At 55.2% G+C, this 19,957-nt stretch carries 20 protein-coding genes; 13 read left to right on the plus strand and 7 right to left on the minus strand.

What is annotated here, in order from left to right; all coding sequences use genetic code 11:
• Positions 1-4: 4 nt before the first annotated feature.
• Entirely contained in the window at positions 5-1,630 is a 1,626-nt protein-coding gene (locus ACYOR7_RS01880) for a phospholipase D-like domain-containing protein (protein ID WP_479912975.1), read from the plus strand.
• An 83-nt stretch (positions 1,631-1,713) separates the two neighbouring features.
• On the opposite strand, the gene ACYOR7_RS01885 is transcribed toward ACYOR7_RS01880, so the two are convergent.
• Positions 1,714-2,523, minus strand: coding sequence for an SIMPL domain-containing protein (locus ACYOR7_RS01885; RefSeq protein WP_479912976.1), 810 nt, complete (start codon positions 2,521-2,523; stop codon positions 1,714-1,716).
• Positions 2,524-2,623: 100 nt separating this feature from the next.
• Between ACYOR7_RS01885 and ACYOR7_RS01890 the strand changes: the two genes are divergently transcribed.
• Positions 2,624-3,697 carry a patatin-like phospholipase family protein gene (locus ACYOR7_RS01890; protein ID WP_294804007.1) on the plus strand — a complete coding sequence of 358 codons (1,074 nt, stop codon included), beginning with the start codon at positions 2,624-2,626 and terminating at the stop codon, positions 3,695-3,697.
• A 15-nt stretch (positions 3,698-3,712) separates the two neighbouring features.
• Here the strand turns inward: ACYOR7_RS01890 and ACYOR7_RS01895 are convergent, their stop codons facing one another.
• Complete coding sequence (locus tag ACYOR7_RS01895; RefSeq protein ID WP_294804004.1) at positions 3,713-4,582, minus strand: pirin family protein; 870 nt, start codon at positions 4,580-4,582, stop codon at positions 3,713-3,715.
• A 169-nt stretch (positions 4,583-4,751) separates the two neighbouring features.
• Here ACYOR7_RS01895 and ACYOR7_RS01900 point away from each other — a divergent pair, with 169 nt between their 5' ends.
• Complete coding sequence (locus ACYOR7_RS01900) at positions 4,752-5,024, plus strand: hypothetical protein (protein WP_075054553.1); 273 nt, start codon at positions 4,752-4,754, stop codon at positions 5,022-5,024.
• A 3-nt stretch (positions 5,025-5,027) separates the two neighbouring features.
• Here the strand turns inward: ACYOR7_RS01900 and ACYOR7_RS01905 are convergent, their stop codons facing one another.
• On the minus strand, positions 5,028-6,047 hold the full coding sequence (locus ACYOR7_RS01905; RefSeq protein WP_479912977.1) for a replication factor C small subunit: 1,020 nt from the start codon (positions 6,045-6,047) through the stop codon (positions 5,028-5,030).
• Between the two features lie 151 nt (positions 6,048-6,198).
• Between ACYOR7_RS01905 and gins23 the strand changes: the two genes are divergently transcribed.
• From gins23 to ACYOR7_RS01945, 8 genes are all read left to right on the plus strand, one after another.
• Positions 6,199-6,735, plus strand: coding sequence for a DNA replication protein Gins23 (gene gins23, locus ACYOR7_RS01910; protein ID WP_294804042.1), 537 nt, complete (start codon positions 6,199-6,201; stop codon positions 6,733-6,735).
• Positions 6,728-8,803, plus strand: a complete 2,076-nt coding sequence (locus tag ACYOR7_RS01915) for a minichromosome maintenance protein MCM (protein WP_294803997.1) — start codon at positions 6,728-6,730, stop codon at positions 8,801-8,803. Before gins23 ends, ACYOR7_RS01915 begins: the two co-directional genes overlap by 8 nt.
• A gap of 2 nt (positions 8,804-8,805) precedes the next feature.
• Positions 8,806-9,279 carry a hypothetical protein gene (locus tag ACYOR7_RS01920; RefSeq protein ID WP_479912978.1) on the plus strand — a complete coding sequence of 158 codons (474 nt, stop codon included), beginning with the start codon at positions 8,806-8,808 and terminating at the stop codon, positions 9,277-9,279.
• 31 nt (positions 9,280-9,310) lie between these two features.
• The gene (locus ACYOR7_RS01925) at positions 9,311-11,446 is read left to right on the plus strand and encodes a DEAD/DEAH box helicase (RefSeq protein WP_479912979.1); all 2,136 of its coding nucleotides are present in this window, start codon (positions 9,311-9,313) and stop codon (positions 11,444-11,446) included.
• A complete protein-coding gene (locus ACYOR7_RS01930) occupies positions 11,443-12,456 on the plus strand; it encodes an MraY family glycosyltransferase (protein ID WP_294803988.1) in 1,014 nt (337 codons plus the stop codon). The genes ACYOR7_RS01925 and ACYOR7_RS01930 overlap by 4 nt, the downstream gene beginning before the upstream one ends.
• Positions 12,457-12,467: 11 nt before the next feature.
• Entirely contained in the window at positions 12,468-12,692 is a 225-nt protein-coding gene (locus ACYOR7_RS01935; protein ID WP_294803987.1) for a hypothetical protein, read from the plus strand.
• Positions 12,693-12,754: 62 nt separating this feature from the next.
• Positions 12,755-13,669: a lamin tail domain-containing protein gene (locus tag ACYOR7_RS01940; protein WP_479912980.1), complete on the plus strand. Its 915-nt coding sequence runs from the start codon at positions 12,755-12,757 to the stop codon at positions 13,667-13,669.
• 183 nt (positions 13,670-13,852) lie between these two features.
• On the plus strand, positions 13,853-14,200 hold the full coding sequence (locus ACYOR7_RS01945) for a P-II family nitrogen regulator (protein WP_294803982.1): 348 nt from the start codon (positions 13,853-13,855) through the stop codon (positions 14,198-14,200).
• Here ACYOR7_RS01945 and ACYOR7_RS01950 read toward each other — a convergent pair.
• Both ACYOR7_RS01950 and ACYOR7_RS01955 read right to left on the minus strand, forming a co-directional pair.
• The gene (locus ACYOR7_RS01950; RefSeq protein ID WP_294803979.1) at positions 14,197-15,639 is read right to left on the minus strand and encodes an ATP-binding protein; all 1,443 of its coding nucleotides are present in this window, start codon (positions 15,637-15,639) and stop codon (positions 14,197-14,199) included. The two genes, ACYOR7_RS01945 and ACYOR7_RS01950, sit on opposite strands and share 4 nt — an antisense overlap.
• Positions 15,636-16,646 (minus strand): DNA double-strand break repair nuclease NurA, encoded by a 1,011-nt coding sequence (locus ACYOR7_RS01955; RefSeq protein ID WP_294803977.1) that lies wholly within the window; start codon positions 16,644-16,646, stop codon positions 15,636-15,638. The genes ACYOR7_RS01950 and ACYOR7_RS01955 overlap by 4 nt, the downstream gene beginning before the upstream one ends.
• A gap of 56 nt (positions 16,647-16,702) precedes the next feature.
• Between ACYOR7_RS01955 and ACYOR7_RS01960 the strand changes: the two genes are divergently transcribed.
• Entirely contained in the window at positions 16,703-17,254 is a 552-nt protein-coding gene (locus ACYOR7_RS01960) for a hypothetical protein (protein ID WP_479912981.1), read from the plus strand.
• Here the strand turns inward: ACYOR7_RS01960 and ACYOR7_RS01965 are convergent.
• Together ACYOR7_RS01965 and ACYOR7_RS01970 are read right to left on the minus strand one after the other, a co-directional pair.
• Positions 17,241-17,750: a hypothetical protein gene (locus ACYOR7_RS01965; protein WP_294803971.1), complete on the minus strand. Its 510-nt coding sequence runs from the start codon at positions 17,748-17,750 to the stop codon at positions 17,241-17,243. The two genes, ACYOR7_RS01960 and ACYOR7_RS01965, sit on opposite strands and share 14 nt — an antisense overlap.
• 27 nt (positions 17,751-17,777) lie before the next feature.
• The gene (locus ACYOR7_RS01970; RefSeq protein ID WP_294803968.1) at positions 17,778-18,410 is read right to left on the minus strand and encodes a CPBP family intramembrane glutamic endopeptidase; all 633 of its coding nucleotides are present in this window, start codon (positions 18,408-18,410) and stop codon (positions 17,778-17,780) included.
• 188 nt (positions 18,411-18,598) lie between these two features.
• On the opposite strand from ACYOR7_RS01970, the gene ACYOR7_RS01975 reads away from it, so the two are divergent.
• Positions 18,599-19,924, plus strand: a complete 1,326-nt coding sequence (locus tag ACYOR7_RS01975) for a hypothetical protein (protein ID WP_479912982.1) — start codon at positions 18,599-18,601, stop codon at positions 19,922-19,924.
• The last annotated feature ends 33 nt before the right edge of the window (positions 19,925-19,957 follow it).

Consider the following 19,957-nt stretch of genomic DNA (forward strand, 5'->3'; position numbering starts at 1 on the left):
ACCGATGTCAGTCCAAGCCGTCGCAGGAACCTACGTGGTTTTGCTTGGGATAAACATGGACAGCGCGCGTACGGCCGGCGTGTTCGGCTTTGGCATACAGCGCACCGACCACGACAATGGCGATAAACTTGACTGGCTGGAAGGCTTCAAGGCATTCAAGAACGCCAATCTGCCTAGAGGCGCTCTGGTCCCGACCAACGAGCACCCCGTGCAGGCTTTTCTGTGGGGCGACTATACCGCGCGCAAGGGGCACAGGTACACGTACAGGGTGGTGGCCATGCGCGGCCAGCCGGGAAACCTGACCGAATCGGAGGACGTGTCAGTAACTTTTTCCATGGAAAGCGAAGACGTAGGCGATCATGCGATATACTTTAACCGCGGCGTTGCCGGCTCACAGGCTTATGAGAAAAAGTTCCCCGGCAAAAGGCCGGACGAGGCCGGCCAGGCCGCGTACACGTGGCTGTCCCGGGGCTTGGAAGAGGCGATGGTGGCGTTCATACAGCAGGCGCAGGACGCAAGCTGGGGCCTGCGCGCGGCGGTGTACGAGTTCCAGTACCAGCCCGTCCTTAAAGAGTTCAAAGCGGCAATAGACCGCGGGGCCGACGTCCTCGTAGTGTTTGACGACAGGAAAGGCCAGAACGAGTCGCCCGACTATCCGCAAGGGCCGTGGAAGGCCAACACCGACGCCCTGGACAGCGCCGGGATAGGGGCCGCAAACACCAAGGGGCGTACAAAGGACCCCTCGTACATATCGCACAACAAGTTCATTGTGCTCTTGCATGACGGCGAGCCCGTGCAGGTCTGGACAGGCTCTACCAACATTACTCGCGGAGGGATTTTCGGCCACTCTAACGTCGGCCACATCGTGCGCAGAAAGGACGTGGCTAGCGCATACCTGGAATACTGGAAACAGCTTTACGGCGACCCTGATGCCAAGGCGCTCCGCAAGTGGGACGACAGCAATTCACCCGTCCCGGCCACAGACCCGCCGGAGGATGCCGTCATCGAGATCTTTAGCCCGCGGACCGGCCTTGGCGCGCTGCAGTGGTACGCTTCGCGCATGAACATCGGCGCGCCCGTGTTCTTTACCGCGGCCTTTGGCGTCAACAAGCTGTTCGAGCAGGCGCTTGCAAGCAGGACCGACCTAAGCTACATGCTCCTAGAGGCGCCAGACGACCATATGCAGGCGCTGCGCGAAAACAAGTTCAACAGGATAGTCGTGGGAAGCCTGATACCTGAGAACACCTTTGAGAGGTGGCTCCAGGAACACCTTACAGGGTTCAACGAACATGTCAAGTACGTCCACACAAAGTACATGCTCATAGACCCGCTTGGCAGCGACCCCGTGGTGATAACCGGCTCGGCAAACTTTAGCGACGCGTCGACCAAGAACAACGACGAAAACATGCTGGTGATCCGCGGAAGCAAGTACGCCGCAGACGTCTATCTGAGCGAGTTCATGAGGCTGTTCATGCATTATTATTTCCGGTCGATTGTCAAAGAAAGAGGGCCGGAAGGCTCGGACCCGGAGGCTGGCTACCTCAAGGGAGATGACCGCTGGGTAAAACCCTACTACCAGAGCGGCACGCCCAAGTACCTGGAGCGCACCTATTTCTGCCCTGACGCCTAGCCGTGCAAGGACGGCCGAGCAGGTATAGACCCGGTCACTAGGAACCATTTTTCAGGAAAAAAAGAAAATGCTCTGCCTACCCGTCACCCGAGCAGGTAGACTATGTTTACGCTGGCAGAGACGTCCTGATTTGCAGCGATTATCGGCGTGGCGCTTGGGTCCGCGACTGCAAGCGTGAACTTTGATGCGTACGGGCCAGAGACGTACCCATAGTAGTCGTTTACCGTCATCGACTTTACCCCGACGACCTTCAGACCCACCGCGCCTGCCGCGAGGTCCGCCTTGTTCCGGGCGTCCTTGATTGCATTTGTTATCAGGCCGTCGCGCATTTCTGCCGCCTTTTCAGCCGACAGCTGGAAATAGACGCCGTTTATCCTGTTGGCCCCCGCGCTTACCGCCGCGTCGATCCACCTTGATACACTGTTGAGGTTGGAGCTCGACACAAGCACCGAGTTGGTCACCGTGTAGCCGGTCAGGTTCTGCAACTCTCCTTGTGAGGAATAGTTGTAGACAGAGTTGATGTTGAAATCCGCGGTGCTAGTTTCGTTCTTCTTGACCCCTGCCGCTTCAAGGGCATCAAGGACCGCGTTTATGGTTGCCGCGTTAGAGTCAAGTGCCGTCCTAGCAGTCTTTTCTCTGGTGTCGACTGCAAAAACAAGCTGGACCTTGTCGGGCTGTACCTTGACAGATGCCGAGCCTGAAACCGTCAGAGTCTTTTCCTCCTCTTCTCCTCCTTCTCCTGCCATCTTGTCGTTTCCTGCTGGCGCGATCTGGGCAGAGGCGTTGCTTGTCAGGCTGCTGCTGGCTGCAAAAGTCGCCGCGAAAAATCCTGCAATCAGAACGACAGCGGCCAAAAGAATCTTGTAGCGTTTTGGGTTTTTCTCTTCTTCCACGTTCCGGGATAAATTTCTGTGTTGATAAATAATTTTACCCAAACGCGCCTGCCTGCCCAGGGCGTACCCTTTATAGCGCGAAGAGCAGATAAGTAAGACGTTGAGCAATTCTGGCAAAGAAGATCTTGAACATGCCTTTGAGACCGTCCTTGTCATGCAGGGCGGAGGGTCGCTTGGCGCGTACGAGTGCGGCGTGTACAAGGTGCTGGAGCGCCACGGCGTAAAATTCGACATCGTCGCCGGCACGTCGATAGGTGCCATCAACGCCGGCATCATAGCCGGCTCAAAGACCGGCCAGCCTGCAAAAGACCTTGAAGATTTCTGGCTGCATATCGCCGAGTACGTGACTCCAATCATGCTCTCAGACTCGGCGCGCAGCGTGGCCGCGTGGATGTACAGCGCGACGTACGGTAACGCCAGGATGTTTGCGCCAACGTGGCCGTTTCTGCCAAACTCGCCGCATTTGTACGACTTGGGCCCGTTGAAATCTACGCTTGGAAGCTACATCGACTTTGAAAAGCTCTCCACCCGCAGCCTGCCCCGGCTCATAGTGACTGCGACTGACATACAAAAGAGCGATTCCGTGGTGTTTGACAGCCACCGCGAGCGCATGACTGTAGAACGCTTGGTCGCCTGCGCTGGCTATCCGTTTTACGGGATATCGTGGACAAAGGTGGACGGCCGTTACCTGTGGGACGGGAGCCTGATGAGCAACACGCCCCTTCGCGAAGTGATAGCCCAGTCGCCAAGAAGCGACAAGCGCGTCTATATTGTCAACCTGTTTCCCAAGTACCAGGACCGCCTGCCGGAGAGCATGGTTGACTCGCTGCACCGGGCAAGGGACATCATGTACGCCGACAGGACCGAGCACAACATCAAGATGTCAAAGGCAGTGAAGCGCTATCTGGAGCTTTTGCGCGACATGTACGAGTTAATCAGCGACATGCCACTCGACGACGACGGCAAGAAGGACAGGTTCGCCAAGATTGAAAAGAGGTACCAGCGCGTCGCCCGCGCGCGCGGGGCGATAATCGAAAACGTGGTGAAAATAGAGCGCAAGGAGGATGTCCCGTTCATATTCGAAGACGCCGATTTCTCGATAGCCACAATCAAGAAATTGATAAAAGAAGGCGAGCAGGACGCCGAACGGGCCCTTGCGGCCGGAGCTACCTAGCCAGCCTGCAGCAGCCTAAAAGCCGATCTTGCCAAACCTCCCTTGCTGATAGTCCTCTATGGCTTGGTAGATCTCCTCCTGCGTGTTCATGACAAACGGCCCGTACCGGGCGACCGGCTCGTTCAGCGGGACTCCTCCTATCAAGAGCACGCTCAGGTCAGAGGCCGCGTCCTTTGGGGCGGCAATTGCCACGCTGTCTCCGTCGCGCTCAAATATCGCCATCTGACCGCGCCTTGCTCTCTTGCTCCCAAACTCGCCCTCGCCTTCGACCACGTACGCAAACGCGTTGTATTCTCGGGGCACCTGCTGCTCGACCTTTGCGCCCGGCTTTAGTGTATAGTGCAGGTACATTATCGGAGTGCGCGTGTCGATGACGGCCTTTTTGCCAAGCGCCTCGCCTGCTATCACGCGCACGCTTGTACCCTCTGCGCCTGCGACCGGTATATCCGCCGAGCGGACATCCTGATAGCGGGGCTTGGTCATCTTGTCTTGTTTTGGGAGGTTGACCCACAGCTGGAACCCGTGCAGCCGGCCTCCGACTTTGGCAAACTCTTTTTCAGGCATTTCCGAGTGGACCACGCCTGCGCCGGCAGTCATCCACTGCACGTCGCCGGGCCCAAGCCGGCCAGCGTTGCCGTTAGAGTCTTTGTGCTGGAAGCTGCCTTCAAGCAGGTAAGTGACGGTCTCAAACCCGCGGTGGGGGTGGTCCGGCGCGCCCTTGGCCTCTCCCGGCCCGTACTCCTTTGGGCCCATCTCGTCGAGGAGCAGGAACGGGTCAAACTGCATCAGCGCGTTCGTGGGAAACGATCTGTTGACGAGAAAGCCTTCGCCTTCCATCGTCGAGACGCTGTTTACTATTTTCTTGATGGTTCTGGTAATTGTCATGCCATTATAATGGGAGCGATGATATTTAAATACAGTAGTAATAACTTACCAAGTACGTCATTGCAACCTTATCAGGTAAGTCACCGCTGACCTGCGTTCCTGCACGAGATGCCAGAGGCGGGGACACGAACGCTTATAAAAAAGCAGCATTCCTATACCAAGTCGAATATTGGCCAACACTTCTTTCCGGGTGCAGGCGCACAAGTTCAGCCAAGACAACATACAGACTACGCTTGTGTGCTCGAAATGCGACGAGGTATTCCAGAAGGAATTCCCTCTCGACCTTGAGGGCCAGACGATAGAGTTCAAGTGCCCCGTATGCGGCGCGCCCGGCGAAGCCGACCTTCCCTACAAGAGCGCAGAAGAGCGCGAGGAGCTCGAAGAGGACTTTGAGGAAGTAGAGGAAGAAGAGTCGGGCGAAGAGTTTGAGGAAGAATACTAATAACTAGCCAGAGTCCTTCTTGTTGCTACTGCTGCCCAGTTTTCCAAGTTTTGCCAAGAGCGCGGCCATCTGTATCTCCGGGTGCGCGCCCGAAGCCAGCCTGTAGTCGTATTCGGCCATGACCTCTGCAAGCTCGCCGGGGTTTTCCAGCTTCATTTCGTACGCCTCCTGGCTTGCATATTTCATAAAGTCGCCCTCAGACATGCCGTACACCTGCGTCAGCTCCAAGAGTTTTGCGCGGGCGTCGTTGAACTTGCCGGCAAGGGCAAGCTTCATCACGTCGCCCACCTTGGACCTGCCCGACAATCCGATTGCAGAAGTCACGTTGGCGGAATTTATCGCGCCCATGCCTGCAGCTGCCTGCATGATGTTTATCGAGTGGCGCATATCCCCGCCCGTGGCTTCGTAGATGTGGGCAAGGGCTTTTTCGTCGTACTTGACTTGTTCTTTCTTTGCAATTTCTTCCATGTGCTCTAGCACCACTTCCTTTGGCAGGCGCGTGAACCTGAAAACGACGCACCTGCTCTGTATGGGCTCGATTATCTGCGACAAATAGTTGCAAATGATGATAAAGCGAGTAGTCCTTGCGCCGTCTTCCATCATCCTGCGCAGGGCAGTCTGCGCCTCCGATGTCATCTCGTCGGCCTCGTCTAGGATTATTATTTTAAAGAGCTCTTTTGTCTCCTGCTCGCCGGTAGGAGAGCCCCATCTGGTGAACTCTTTGACTTTTTCGCGCACCATCTTTATCCCGCGCTCGTCGGACGCGTTGAGCTGGAGCACGTTGTCTCTCCAACTTGGACCGAACAGCTCCTTCACTATGCAGAGCGCGGCCGTGGTCTTGCCCACGCCGGCGGGCCCGGAGAACAGCATGTGCGGCAGGTCGCGGCCTTTTATAAGATTTGAAATGCCCTTTATGATGTCCTTCTGGCCGACAACGTCCTCAAGTTTATGCGGCCGGTACTTTTCAGTCCACATCAGGCTGGCAAGGTCGCTCTTTTTTGCTCCCGCTGTTGACGACGACAAGCAACCCTTTTCAGCTCTGGCAAAGGATTAATAGATTGCTGCCAGGGAAAAGCTTGATTTTACCACAGCTCGCGCAAGCTAGCTGAGAGCTCAGCTAAAACTGTTCTGACAAAAGATATAACTGAACACTAGCTTGTACAATTTGCTGACAATGGCCGACTCGCCTCCAGACAGCAGCATTGAAGCTATACAGGACGCCTATCATGTCGGCTACATGAACGAGGATGTCAGGATTTCCTACAAGCGGGACGTCAAGTTGGCAGTCGGCGCAGTCGCAGTCGATGCCAAAGAAGGCGACATGTCCACGCTCCCGCGCTGGGTCGCCAAGATACTTTCAGAGCAGGGCGCAATCGAGATCCAGTCAAACGACAACGCCGGCTACATTTCAAGGACTCTGAACCGGGAGCGCATCGCAAGGCCGCACGACCTGTCAGGGATAGACGTCGACTTTTACGTGCGGGTAAACGACCATCTCGACACGCTGAGGGAGCGCGAGCGCGAAAATTTGGCAGTATCATTAAACACGTTTGTCGCGTCGCGGCTGGAAAAGATTGTGAAACTTGCAGCCGCGTCTCCGCTGTCGGCAGAGCTGGAAGGCAGGCTTGCCGCAGAGGAAAAAGAGCTGTATCGCACGATACACGAGGCGTCGATGAAATTCAAGAGGGGTGTTTTGAAAAAGTTTGGCTGAGCAACAACAAACAACATCGGCGGCCCTTGCGGACAACCTGAAAGAGTTCCTGCAGGCGTTCAAGGACAGGGAAGGCAACTACCGCTATTTCGACCGCATCAACAACATGATGGCGTCCGGCGTCCAGTCGCTCGTTGTAGATTACATAGACTTTGACTCGTATAGTCCAGACCTTGCAAAGCAGCTGACACACAAGCCGGACGAGATGCTGGAGGCGTTCAACGAGGCCGCGCTTGCAATCCTGCGCGAGATACACCACGACTATGAGCAAGAGATCCACGACAGGATAAAGGTCAGGATAGGCAACTATACCGTCCAGAAAGGGCTGCGGGACATAAACGCCGACCTTATCGACAAGCTGGTCAGCGTGTCCGGAATGGTGGTGCGCTCGTCGGAGGTCAAGCCTCTTGCAAAAAAGGTGGCATACAAGTGCACAAACTGCGGCGCAGTCACCGAAGCGACGCTGAAGGGGCTCGTGCTGAAAAAGCCTTCAAAATGCTCCGCGTGCGGCGAAAAAGAGCTCGACATGGACCCTGAAAACAGCATATTCATCGATTTCCAGATGGTGCGCCTGCAAGAACTGCCTGAAGACCTGCCGGCGGGGCAGTTGCCTCATTACGTAGAAGTCACCGTGATGGGCGACCTAGTGGACCAGTGCAGGCCCGGCGACAGGATAATGCTGACAGGCATCATACGCATCGAGCAGGAGCAGCTGGCGCCGCAGGCAAAGACGAGCCTCTTCCGCCTGCGAATGGAGGGGAACAACATAGAGTACCTGGGAGGCAGGGCGGGGAGCAAGGACACCCGCACGGTCGAGAGAATTGCGATAAGCACCGAGGACGAGCGCCAGATACAGGCGATAGGGAGCAAGCCGGACGCCTATGAAAAACTGGTCGCGTCTTTTGCGCCTCACATCTACGGGCAGGAGGTAATCAAGGAATCCATTCTGTTATTGATTGTAGGCTCTGTCACCAAGAAACTTGAGGACGGTTCCACCCGCAGGGGCGACATCAACGTGCTCCTCGTGGGAGACCCCGGTACTGCGAAATCCGAGATGCTGAAATTTGCGGCAAAAATCGCGCCCAGAGGCTTGTACACATCCGGCAGGGGCTCTACAGCCGCAGGACTTACCGCCGCAGTCATCCGCGACAAGTCCGGAATCATGATGCTCGAAGCAGGAGCCGTGGTTCTGGGCGACCAGGGTCTCGTTTGCATAGACGAGTTTGACAAGATAAAGCCGGAGGACCGCTCGGCGCTCCACGAGGTCATGGAGCAGCAGACCTGCTCGGTCGCAAAGGGTGGCATTGTGGCGACATTGAACGCAAGGACGTCGATACTTTCAGCGGCAAACCCGATGTACGGCAAGTACGACCCGTACAAGAACATCACGGAAAACGTGAACCTGCCCGTGCCATTACTGACCAGATTCGACCTGATATTCATAGTCAGGGACATCCCTGAAAAGGACAAGGACAACCTGATTGCAAGCCACATCCTCGAAATCCACAAGGACGTAGCGCACGCGGCCAAGCCTGCAATCGAAATAGACCTGTTTTCCAAGTACCTGACGTACGCCAAGGGCCGCGAGCCTGTCCTGACGTCGGAGGCAATTGACATCATAAGGAGCTATTACATGGACATGAGAAAGGCCGAGTCGGAGGGCATGATTACAGTCACCCCGAGGCAGCTGGAGGGTCTGGTGAGGCTCGCTACTGCCCGCGCAAGGATTCTGCTCAAGGACCACGTGGAAGCCGACGACGCCAAGAGGGCGATTTACCTCGTCGATCAGATGCTAAAGACCGCCGGCGTTGACGTCAACACCGGCAAGATGGACGTCGGCGTCCTGTACGGCAAGCCGCAGAGCGAGGTGTCAAAGCAGAAACTGTTCATGGAGGTATTCAACGGGATTTCCGGCCCTGACAACAACGAGGTCGAGGATAAGAACCTCGTGGCAGAGCTCGTGAAAACAGGCAGGTTCACAGACGAGGAGGCAAGGACGCAGATAAGCAAGTTCAACCGCGAAGGCAGGATATACGAAAGAAGGCCCGGGTTCTGGGCCAAAGCCTAGGCTTGCTCAGGTTCACCCGGGTGGCGGCTGCAAAATTTTCCGGCGAGTTTCAGGAGCGAGTGCTGCATGTCTATTCCTTGTTTCCCGAGCTGAAAGACGATGAAATAAAGTGCGGCTATATCCGCAGGGGGACGCGGCTTTTGGGCACGGCACGGGGCTGGACCACACCAAAGCAAATTTCACTGCAGCCAAACGTCGGGCGCCTGACCATTGCGCACGAGCTGACGCACCTTTTGCAGGGAGAAAACGGCGTGCCGCACGGTGAAAAAGCCTGCGATATCTGGGCTGTCGCCCGCCTGCCTGCCGAAATGCTGGACGAGCAGCCGTACTACCTTCTCCGTCACTGGCACCGGGAACGCTGGCTGCGCAACAGGGCGCAGGCAAAGGCACTGTGCGAGCAGGCAATAATTGACGTGCGCAGGACAGAGCGAAATTACATAAAGTGGCTCTCTCTGGAACTGCGACACTTAAAATAAAACACGGCACGATAACAAGCCACATACACATATGCAGACAATGCCTGACACAGTAAAGGCCATCCTGGCAAGCCTTGGCTACGAATCGCTGTACCCTCCGCAGGAAAAGGCGGTGGCCGCAGGCATACTCGACGGAAAGAGCGTGCTTGTCACGACGCCGACTGCAAGCGGCAAGACGCTCGTGGCGATGATGGCAATTGCAACTGCGCTAAAGAAGGGCAAAAAGGCTGTCTATCTGACGCCCCTGCGGGCCCTTGCAAGCGAAAAGGCGTCCGACCTGAAGGCCCTTGAAGGGATTGACCTCGGCCTTGGCAGGCAGCCAAAGGTCATGGTGGCAACAAGCGACTATGATTCATCCGGCAAAGAGCTTGCCTTTGCAGACGTAATCGTGCTCACAAACGAAAAGATGGACACGCTCTTTCGCCACGGCGTAGAGTGGCTTGGCGAGGTGGGGCTGTTCGTGACAGACGAGGTCCACCTCATCGGCGACAGGGAGCGCGGTCCTACGCTTGAAATGATGCTTACCCGGATACGCAAGATGTATCCTGACGCGCAAATAGTCGCGCTTTCCGCAACCGTGTCAAACGCGGACGAAATATCCGACTGGCTCTCTTGCGCGCTGGTGGAAAGCCGCTGGCGCCCGACAAAGCTCGTCGAGGGCGTCTATGAGTATGGTAGCGTGCGCATGGGAGACGGCCGGACCTTCCGGGTGCAGGCTGGCGGCGCGTCTGCGTCAGTCGACCTTGCAATCGACGCGCTTGACAACGGCGGGCAGGCGCTGATATTTGCAGAAACAAGAAAGAGGGCGTCATCGCTTGCGGCAAAGGCCGCAGAGGGCGTGTACAAGCGCCTCGACAAGGATGGTAAAGAGCTTGCCGCAAAAGCGGCGGCAGAACTCCTCGACAGGGGCGACGATGCCGAGCTCACGCGGACTTTGGCACAACTCGTAGGAAAGGGGGTCGCGTTCCACCACGCCGGCCTTGCGCCTTCCAGCCGCAGGATAGTGGAGGAGTCGTTCAAGAGCGGTGTCGTGAAATTATTGACGGCTACGCCAACGCTTGCAGCAGGCGTGAACCTGCCTGCGCGCCGCGTCGTCGTGGCAAGCATCCTGCGCTACGACGCCGAGTACGGCGGAAACGTGCCGATAAGCGTCATGGAGTACAAGCAATTGTGCGGCAGAGCCGGCAGGCCCAAGTACGATACTGCCGGCGAGGCCATCATAGTTTCTGAATCAACAACGGCAAGCGGCGAGGAAATATACGATCATTATGTCCTGGGCACGCCAGAGCCTCTCCGGTCGCAGCTGGCCGGCGACAGGGCGATAAGGTTCCACCTCCTCTCTACGATAGCGTCCGTCCCGGGAATGAAAAAACCAGAGATAATGGAAGTGTTTGCAAGCACGCTATTTGCCCGGCAGTACAGGAGCGCCACTGTCCAGTTCAAGGTAGAGTCGGCGCTAGAGTACCTGGAATCTGAAGAGCTCGTCAAGGCAAGAAACGAGCGCTATATCGCAACCGAGTTTGGCAAGCGCACGTCGCTTTTGTACATAGACCCGCAGACCGCTGTAGATTTCCGCAGTGCGCTGAACAAAGTGGAAAAGGGCAGGTGCAAGCACCTGCTCGGCTTTTTGCACCTTGTCACGCAGAGCCCAGACTTTTACCCAAAGCTTTCGTTGCGCAAAAAAGATCCGGAGGAGTTGAGCCTGCTCTTGCAGGAAAGGCGCGACGAGCTTTTGTACGACGTGAGCGAGTACGACTGTTCAAGAAGTTTCTGGGCGCTTGCCGAGTGGGTGGAGGAGGCCGCCGACAGGTCGCTTGGCGACAGGATGGGAGTCGAGCCGGGCGACATGCACAGGATGGTCGAGACCGGCGAGTGGCTTGCGTATTCGCTCTACGAGGTGGCCAAGCTCCTAGGGCGCGAGGACGTGCTGTCAGAGCTGTACGCGCTCCGTACCCGCATACGCTACGGCATAAAGGAGGAGCTCATTCCGCTTGTAGCCCTCGAAGGGGTAGGCCGGGTGCGCGCAAGGGCGCTCTATGGCGCCGGACTGACTGACGTGCCAAAGGTGGCCAAGGCGCCGCAGGCAAAGCTGGCTTCCATACCAAAGATAGGGCCGGCCGTGGCCGAAAAGATAAAGGCACAGCTTGCAAGGAGAAATGCACAGTGATTGCCGTTTCCGGTTACGAGGTGCTTGCGTACGCCGCAATAGTGTCTGCAATATCGTTCCTTTCAATCTATTTCCTGATGCCTCTTGCGATAAGGTCGCTTGTTGCAAAGGGCAAGGTGGTGCAGGACTACCACAAGCCCGGCAAGCCTCCCGTGCCCCGCCCTGCCGGGCCGGTGCTGATGGCAGGCATTGCCGCGGCAGAGCTCGTGCTCTTTGCAGTCACGATGAACTATGCGGTCCTTGCAATCCTTGCCGCGACTGCGATAGCGTTTGCCGTGGGCTATATCGACGACAAGAAGGTTATGCCCGGCTGGTTCAAGCCGGCGGCGCTCATTGTAGCCGCCGTGCCCATAATTGTCCTTGGAGTGCACGCAAACAGCCTGAACCTCGTCTTTGGTAAAGCGTTCATACCGCTGCTCTACATCCCGCTGATACTCGTCATAATTCCGATTGCCGGCAACACCGTCAACTCTATCGACGTCCTGAACGGCGTGGCAAGCGGCTTTGTCGCAATAGCCACCGTGCCTTTGCTTGCGGCGATTGCGATTTTCGGCAGCACCGACGTGTTCCTTGCGGGGCTCCCGCTGCTCTTTGCGTCGCTTGCGTTCTTTAAATTCCACAAGTACCCCAGCAGGATATTCCCCGGCGACTCTGGTACGCTTCTCCTCGGCGCCATGTACGGCGCGCTGGCCATAGCCGGCAAGGCCGAGATAATAGGCGTGGTCGCGCTCTTGCCGGCGGTAGTCAACTCGTTTCTCTTCCTCTCCAGCGTCAAGCGCATAGTGGAGCACCGGCAGGTAAAGGCCAGGCCGGTGACGCTCCTTGACGACTATAGGCTTGCCGCATCCTCTGACAGGGCGGCTCCGGCCACTCTCGTGCGCCTCATCCTAGCAGACGGCCCGCTCTCTGAAAAAGACATAGCAAAAAAGATATTCTGGCTCTCGACGTTCTCGGCGCTCCTTGCCTTTGCAACGATCGCGCTCCAGTACTACTTTGTGGTGATGAGGTAGCACACACGCACATGAATCTGGAACTCTTTATAGTGGCAATGTGGGTCATGGTGCTGGCAGTCTCGGCGTTTCTCGTGCTCGCCGTTGCTCCTCTCGATGTCGTCATGAAAGAGAGCCCGAGGATAGTCGTCTCGGCAGTCCAGGCGGTGATAGCAATAGCCGCCGTGGCGCTCCTCGCGTTTGGCCTGAGCAGGCTAAAGCGCGCCTATGCAAATAGAAAACTTTCCCGGACATAGAGACTGTATTCATAAGTGTTAATATAGCGCATGGAGTGGAAAAGGGTAGCACGCAGACCTAAATGTCCACCAGTAAATCCGGCTTCTTTGCGCTGTTGTTGGCTGTCCTTGTGGCTGTCAGTGGGGTTGGCAGCATCGGCCTTGTCGCCAGCGCACATGCCCAGACCGCAGGCGTCGTGATAAACGAGGTAGAATCTAACCCCAAGGGCAGCGACAGCAGAGGCGAGTGGATAGAGCTGTACAACCCAACCTCGGGCGACATTTCTATAGATGGTTTCAAGATAAAAACGTCGTTCAGGCCAGCCACGATAGCAATCCCTCCAGAGACCGTGGTAGGCGCCGGCCAGTTCTACGTCCTTGAGATAAGCGGAGAAAAGCTCTACAACAGCGCCGAATCAGTCTCTCTGGTTGACGGCTCTGGCAAGGTGGTGGACAGGACTCCAACGCTTGTGGACCGTAGCGGCGACTCGCGGACGTGGCAGCGCGTGCCAGACGGCGGGGCCGAGTGGAGGTTCAAGGAGCAAACAAAGGGGGCCAATAACGCGGCTGCAACCACTTCGCTGGTCTCCGCTTCTTCCTCTGGGAACACCGGGGAGCCAGTTGAGAACATGAAGTGCTCGGGCGCGTGTTTCGAGGGAATAGGTGTGAGGGTAGCCGACCCTGATACACTCTATGTCCAGGTGGGCAAGGACACCTACAAGGTAGACCTCTCGCTTACAAAGGCGCCTGCAAAGAGCGACAAGAACTACGACAAGGCCGTCTCGTACACGCAAAACCTGTGCTTTGGAAGCACGGTGTTAGTAGACCAAGACAATTCCAAGAAGATAAATGGCAAGAACCTCGTTGGAGAGGTGTACTGCTCGTCACACAACCTCAATCAGGAGCTGCTTGACAACAAGCTTGTCCAGATAGACAAAAGGCAGTGCGGCACGAGCGAGTTCGCAAGCCAGGACTGGGCTCGCCGGAACGGCTGCTGATTAATCGCAAGAGAGCCTGCTGTAGCATCTTTGCAACAAAATCAAAACACAGTTGATTGATATGTTATATTATTTTTGTAGATTTTATGATATTTGCACTGCATACGCGCTTGCAGGTAATTTTGAACTTGCCATGAATAATTGTTTGAAAACCTTATATTGTAACCTCCTTTAGAACGAGCCATGAAGCGTATAGAGGCAATTATCGCCAGCGAAAAGGTCAGCGCCGTGAACGACGCGCTCAAGAAGGCGGGGGTGGGCGGCTCTACGATTCTTGACGCAAAGGGAAGGGGCAAGGGTGAAAAGCCAAAGGTGGCAGGCGGCAGGGGCACCTCTTCGCACACCGCAGAATTTTCCGCTAGAGCTAACGTCATTACCGTCGTAGACGACGGGGATGTCGACAAGGTCATCAAGGCGATACTCGACGCCGCAAGCACAGGCTCTGCCGGCGACGGCAAGATATTCGTCTCAAATGTGGGCGAGGCAGTCGATATTGGCTCTAAAAAGCGCAGCCAGTCCAGCATGGTCTAGCCGACCCTTTTCTTGAAGAACCTTTTTGTCTCGCCGAGGGCAAGCACCTCGGCAGCGGCCACCTTGACTACCACCGGTAGGTCGCACACCGCCTTGCCGATGGCAAGGCACTGCCTCTGAGGCAGCGTCCTGACGATGGACCGTATCGTGTCGCTGTCTGCAAGGGACACCTTGGCTATCTTGTCCAGGTCAGAGTCGTTGGTGAAATTGAACAGGAAAATGTTGTCCACCTGCCTGTATATCCCGTCGTTTATGGCGTCGGGCTGGTTCGTGACAAATGTCGTGTACACCCCAAAGTGCCTCATGCGCGTGATGAGGTCCTCCCAGTACGTCTCCCGGATGTACAAATGAGCCTCCTCTGCAAAGAGGAAAATCGGCGGTATCGCCTTTCTCTCAAGCAGGTCGACTATTTTGCTCAGCACGAGTTCGACTGTCATTCTGCGCGTGGTCCCCGATGACTCGCCCATGTTTATCACCATAGCCGCGCCCCCTGCCTTCATGGCCTCCTCGAAGCGAAAGCCCGATCCGTTGTCGGTAAACAGTCGCGACTGCTGGATAGAGTGATACCTTGAAACAAGCGCGTCGCGCACAAGCTCGTTGATGTTCCAAGTGTTAATCGCGTTCCCTATCGCCTCTATGCCGAGCGTACGCTTGTTCTCCATCCAGTCCCAAATCCTGAAAAACTCGCGCATCGAAGCGGCCGGAATGTCGAGCGCGTTTTTTAGCATCCCTGCCACCGCGGCTTTTCCGCAATAGTCGAGCGAAAACTGCAATCCCTTTCCCGGCTCCAGCACCATCACCCTGTCGTGCACCTGAGAGGGAGTGCCGTCGCGATTCCACCGCAGGCCGCTGTACTCGTTGTTTAGGTCAAACACCACCACAAACGCGCCGTGCTGCACGAGCGTCTTTACGAGCAGTTTTGACAGGTGCGACTTGCCCGACTCTTTCTTGCCTGTTATTATCGTCAGCTTGCCGTCGAGGTCTTCTGCGAATATCTCGAAATCCTCGTTGTCGCCAGCGCGCCCAAGCGGTATGGGGTAGACGCCCGTCCTGCCCAAGAGCGCGTCGAGCTCTTTTGCCTTTAGCCTGCGGATTCGCGACTCTACCCTTGAAGGAAGCCACGTCACGTCGCTTGCCAGCCTGCCGTCAGAGACTGCGGCCCTTATCTTGGCCTTGAATATCCTTGCGTCTCTGACCAAGCGCGAGAGCGAGCCGATGTTGAGCGGGTCGTGCAGGTTTTCCGCACTTGTCGCGTTCACGACCTCCTCCTTGACAATGTCCTCGACGAGCGCCTGCGACGACAAATATTCCTCGTCATACACCTGCACCACCATGCTCCTGCCTCTGTCCTCGATGAGCAAATAGTCGCCCTTTGCCGCGCTGTCGTCCTTCATCGCAAGCAGCAACAATTCGTTGCCGTTCTTTGAAAGGATCTTCATACCATTATCGACCCCAGAAGCGTGTGCCTGATGTCGTCGGCCGCTAGCTCAGTCACGTCATAGCTGTTGAGCACGTGGCTGCGCAGGCACGTCACCTCCGTGTTTGTAAAGGTAGAGATGTGGTGCGCAAGCCTGAGAGTCTCTGGATACCCGCACGCGACAGGGTCGTTGCCAAGCAGCCTGCCGAGCGCCTGGTTTTTGTCGCCCACCACGTCGACCCTCAGGACGGGCGTGCTCTTGTCCAGTTTTGCCATCAGGTTGTTCCCTATCGAGCCCCGTACCAGGCTCTTTATGATGACGTCTACTTCGATGTACGCCGGCCCGGGCACCTTTGCAAGGGGAGCCGCCGCCCTTTCCAGCACCTTTAGTTTCGTGTTCTTGCTGATGCCTGCGATGAGGTTCTTGTGGAGCACGCAGTTTTCCGCGATTTTTGCCATGCTGCGGTTCCGGTCCTCGAACACCGAGGTGCGAAGCGACCCGTCCACGAGGATTATAGAGTTGCGCAGGTGGGACGACAACTCGTGCTGTATCGCCCGCTCGGCCCTGACTCGCACGAGGCGCCGGGCGACGTCGCTGTCGGCAAGCACTAACCTCGCCAGCCTGTCGTCCAGCTCCGAGTCAAACACCGTGCTCTCGCTCAGGTAGAACAGCATCGGGCCAAGTTTAAAGTGCATCAGCGCCGCCCCGCCATAGGCCATCGCAACGCCGCACTTTATCGCGTACAGCGCGCCTTCTTCCGTCTCGGCCAGCTTGATGCTGCTCGAATCGATGGCGGCCACCATCGTGCTCTCGCGGATGGGCCGGAACGTGGTTATTGTTGTTGCGCAATAGCTGGACGGCCTTGCGCCCCACCCTTCGGCGGGCACGAGAGTCTTGTCGTCAGAACTAAAGAGGATCTTTTTCCCTCTCAACTCGTCCAGCTTGGGCGTGAGGCACTTGCTAACTGACTCCATGATTCCAAAGTCGCCGAGGCTGATGCTTGCAGGCGGATTTAATTGCGTGGCCATGTTGCTCAACAATAAATGCGGGCACAATTATATTAATATTGCGCAACATGAACAATATGGCCAGCAACAGGTTTATCAATAGCTCTGCAAACGGATTGACTGTGAGCGAGGCGGCCCGCCAGCCGGACGAGGTCAAGATAAAGCTGAAACACGGCGAGTGGGAGGTTGAAATCACATGCCTTGAGAGCAAGGTCAAGCAGGTAGTCGAGACCGTCCTGTCAAGCCTCGACTCGGCCAAGATAGTTGACCCGGCAGTCCGGGGCCAGATTGACGAATTGCGCCGCGAAGTTGAGGCGCTAAAGTCCCGGTCTGTTGTAGACGTGCACCCTTCTGTTGTTTCTAATGACAAGACCGCCGCAAAGGGCGGCATGACCTGCCGGAGCCTCCTCCAGACGCTGTGGGTTGAGGGGTACTTCGCAAGCGACAGGTCGCTTGGCGACGTGCACGAGGAGCTGTCAAGGCGGGGCTACAACTATGACCGGACAGCCGTGTCGCACTCGCTTACCGACATGGTGCGGGAAAACATCATGACAAGAAACGGCACGATGCGCAACTACCGCTACATACAGAAGAGGCCGGCAGGCAACGTTGTTGCTACGAACGGCTGACCTTCTTTTCCACTATCGAGTTGAGCCAGTGGATGCCTGCTGTGGTTATCCTGTACTTGCCCGGCTCTTTTTCGTCACGCGCCACGTGTCCAGCTTTGACCATTTCTGATATCCTAGAGCTGATGGATTTTGGGTTCAGAGCCGTCGCCGACTGGATTTCAGACACCTGCATGGCGTCGTCCTGCGCCTTGCCAGTGTCCTTTGCAATTCTTGCGGAGACAAGCTGGAGCGCAACCATGTCCTTGTCAGACAGCCTTGCGTCTGCGTCGGGTATCACGCGGGGCCCCTCCGGCGTTATTTTCACGAGGTGAGCGTACCTGCCTATCAGCTCGGTCGCCTCGTAGTTAAGCGAGATCCTCTTGGCAAGGTCCATGGACGGCACCTGCTTTGAGAGAAAGTTGAACACGGAGGCCATCACCGAGTCCGCGGTGCCAGAGAATTGCACCTTGACGTCGCCCACGGTGACGGAAACGCTGACGGTTTCAGGCTGGCTCATTTTGCTTTAACACTTGGCGCCGCATATTTATTGAATTCGGCTAGATTCTCTTTTCTTGCGCCACCTGTACAACACGTACGTGCCGGCCAAGAGCGCGGCGGAAAGCCCTGCCATGAGCAGGTTCGTGGCCATGTCGGGTTCCAGCGTTGTGCAGTTGATGTCCCCGCCCCAGCACCCCGCAGCAAAAAACACGCCGTTCCACGCAGAATGGACCACGACGGAGAACCAGCCCTTGCCGCTTGCCCACGTCCTCAGGCTGAAAAAGAGCGACGGAATTACAAACAGCCAGTTGCCAAAAGCAAGGCTTGCAAGCTCGATGTTTGGCGTGTTGAATATGTGCAAGACCGCCCACATGGCGCCTGTGACAATCACTGCTTGCGAGCTGTTGAACACATAGAACGGCACTCCGAAAAACACCGTCTCTTCCAGGGGGCCAGCAGCAAGGACTCCGATGAGCGAGCGGGGGATGTCAGGCTCTTGGTAGCCGGGTATGACCTGCTCCAGTATCAGCGTCCCGGCGACAAGCAGGCCGACTCCTATCCCGTGGTAGAACAAGAGCATCTTGAAAAGATAGCCGATAGAGTTCCTGCGGAACCTCGTCAGCCACGTGCGCGGGTTGAAATCTGCCTTTTCGTCTGCAAACCGCCCTGTTTCTGCCACTGCAAGAGCCTATGGTTTGTGCCAATATAAAGGACGTTTCTGGCTACTCTTCAAGTTCGTAAATAATTATAATTATATCAGATAAAATCAGAACTATGGGTAAATTTTTATGATACGCTAATTGTGTCCCTCATCCAAGTCATGACATAACGGAAAAATCTTTTACCTACTCTTTATCACATCGTTCTGTGACTAGCGGCGCTCTTTATGAAGAATTTTTAGATGCTACGAGGCAAGTGTGCGAAGACCTCGGTATAAACCCGCGTCGGATTAAACTTACTAGATTTGAAACTGAACACGTTGGCATTACATACATTGCGGAAGGGAGCAATAAGACCACGAGATTCGTTTTCGATGTCAAGACAGAGGCAAAGGGTCGCGATCTTCTAAGCGGCACAATGGATGCATCAATGGAAATATGTTATGACAAGAATGCCTCTCCGTTCTTCTTATCTGAAAACATCGACTATATGCGTGTTCATCAACCATCACTTCCAAGATGGGCCGCCTGGGCAGTTTTTAATTTTAATTTGAAACATAATCCTGTAAACCTAGAATCATTGTTTAATGAAATGCCCTTACGTGTATATGGTCTTCCAAGATTGACTTATCCTGGCCTCTCAGAAGTCCGACTTTTGATCGGTGGCCTAGAAAAATTTCACAAAGGCAAGATTCTGATCTATAAATTCCGTCATGTTATCGATTCTCGATACAGGGCATTTAGCTATGCTTTCTTGGTTGGAACAACATATCACTACTATTGGGGATTTTTTCCAGAACTTGGAGGAATGGATAGTGGTGGATGGTCGATAGCTCTGAAAGAAACAGAGAGCCTCATCAAAAGGTTGAGTCGCAAGAAAAAAGTAGAAGTAAGGAGGTTTGATATAGACTGTGAGCAATTCGACGAATTTTTGAAGAATCATGCGGACGGTTTTCCGCTCTCTCATGAATTTGCAAAGCCTGATCCTCCTTCCCTATCAGAAGAATTATTCGGTTCGGATTTCATTGAAGCATACACCAAGTTTGAACAGCGTTATGAGAGAAAAGATTATTCTCAAGCTCTTAGAGATCTTCGAGCTCTTGTTCAGGAAGCCCAAGAGATCGTATTAAAGAAGAAGCTTGGAAGAGGGGCGGAAAGGGAAGATAGTGTTGCTAAGCTGGGTAATATTCTTGTAGATAATAAGATCGTTGACGAAAGCATGAGACATTGGTTTGCTGCTTTTGCTTCTGTTGCAAACCACTCTTCTCATAAATCCTATCCTTCAAAAACAGAAATTGAAGATTATGACATAAGAAATAGGATAATGTTGACTTTTGAAATTGGGAGACAGTTGATTCTTGAACTAAGTAAAATTATGGAACCGCCGAAGCCCGAAGTATTCGAAATACTATCCGTGGAACCCTCCGAAGAAATGGTTATACCGGCAAAACCCAAGAAATTAACAGGAAAGCAGCTTCATGAAGAAACCATCGGACTTCCTAGTAAATTGAAACAGAAACGCACTGACGGGTGAAAAATGAAATAGATATTAAAATCCGACAACTTT

It is taken from the genome of Candidatus Nitrososphaera sp. 86-2, from assembly GCF_056726185.1.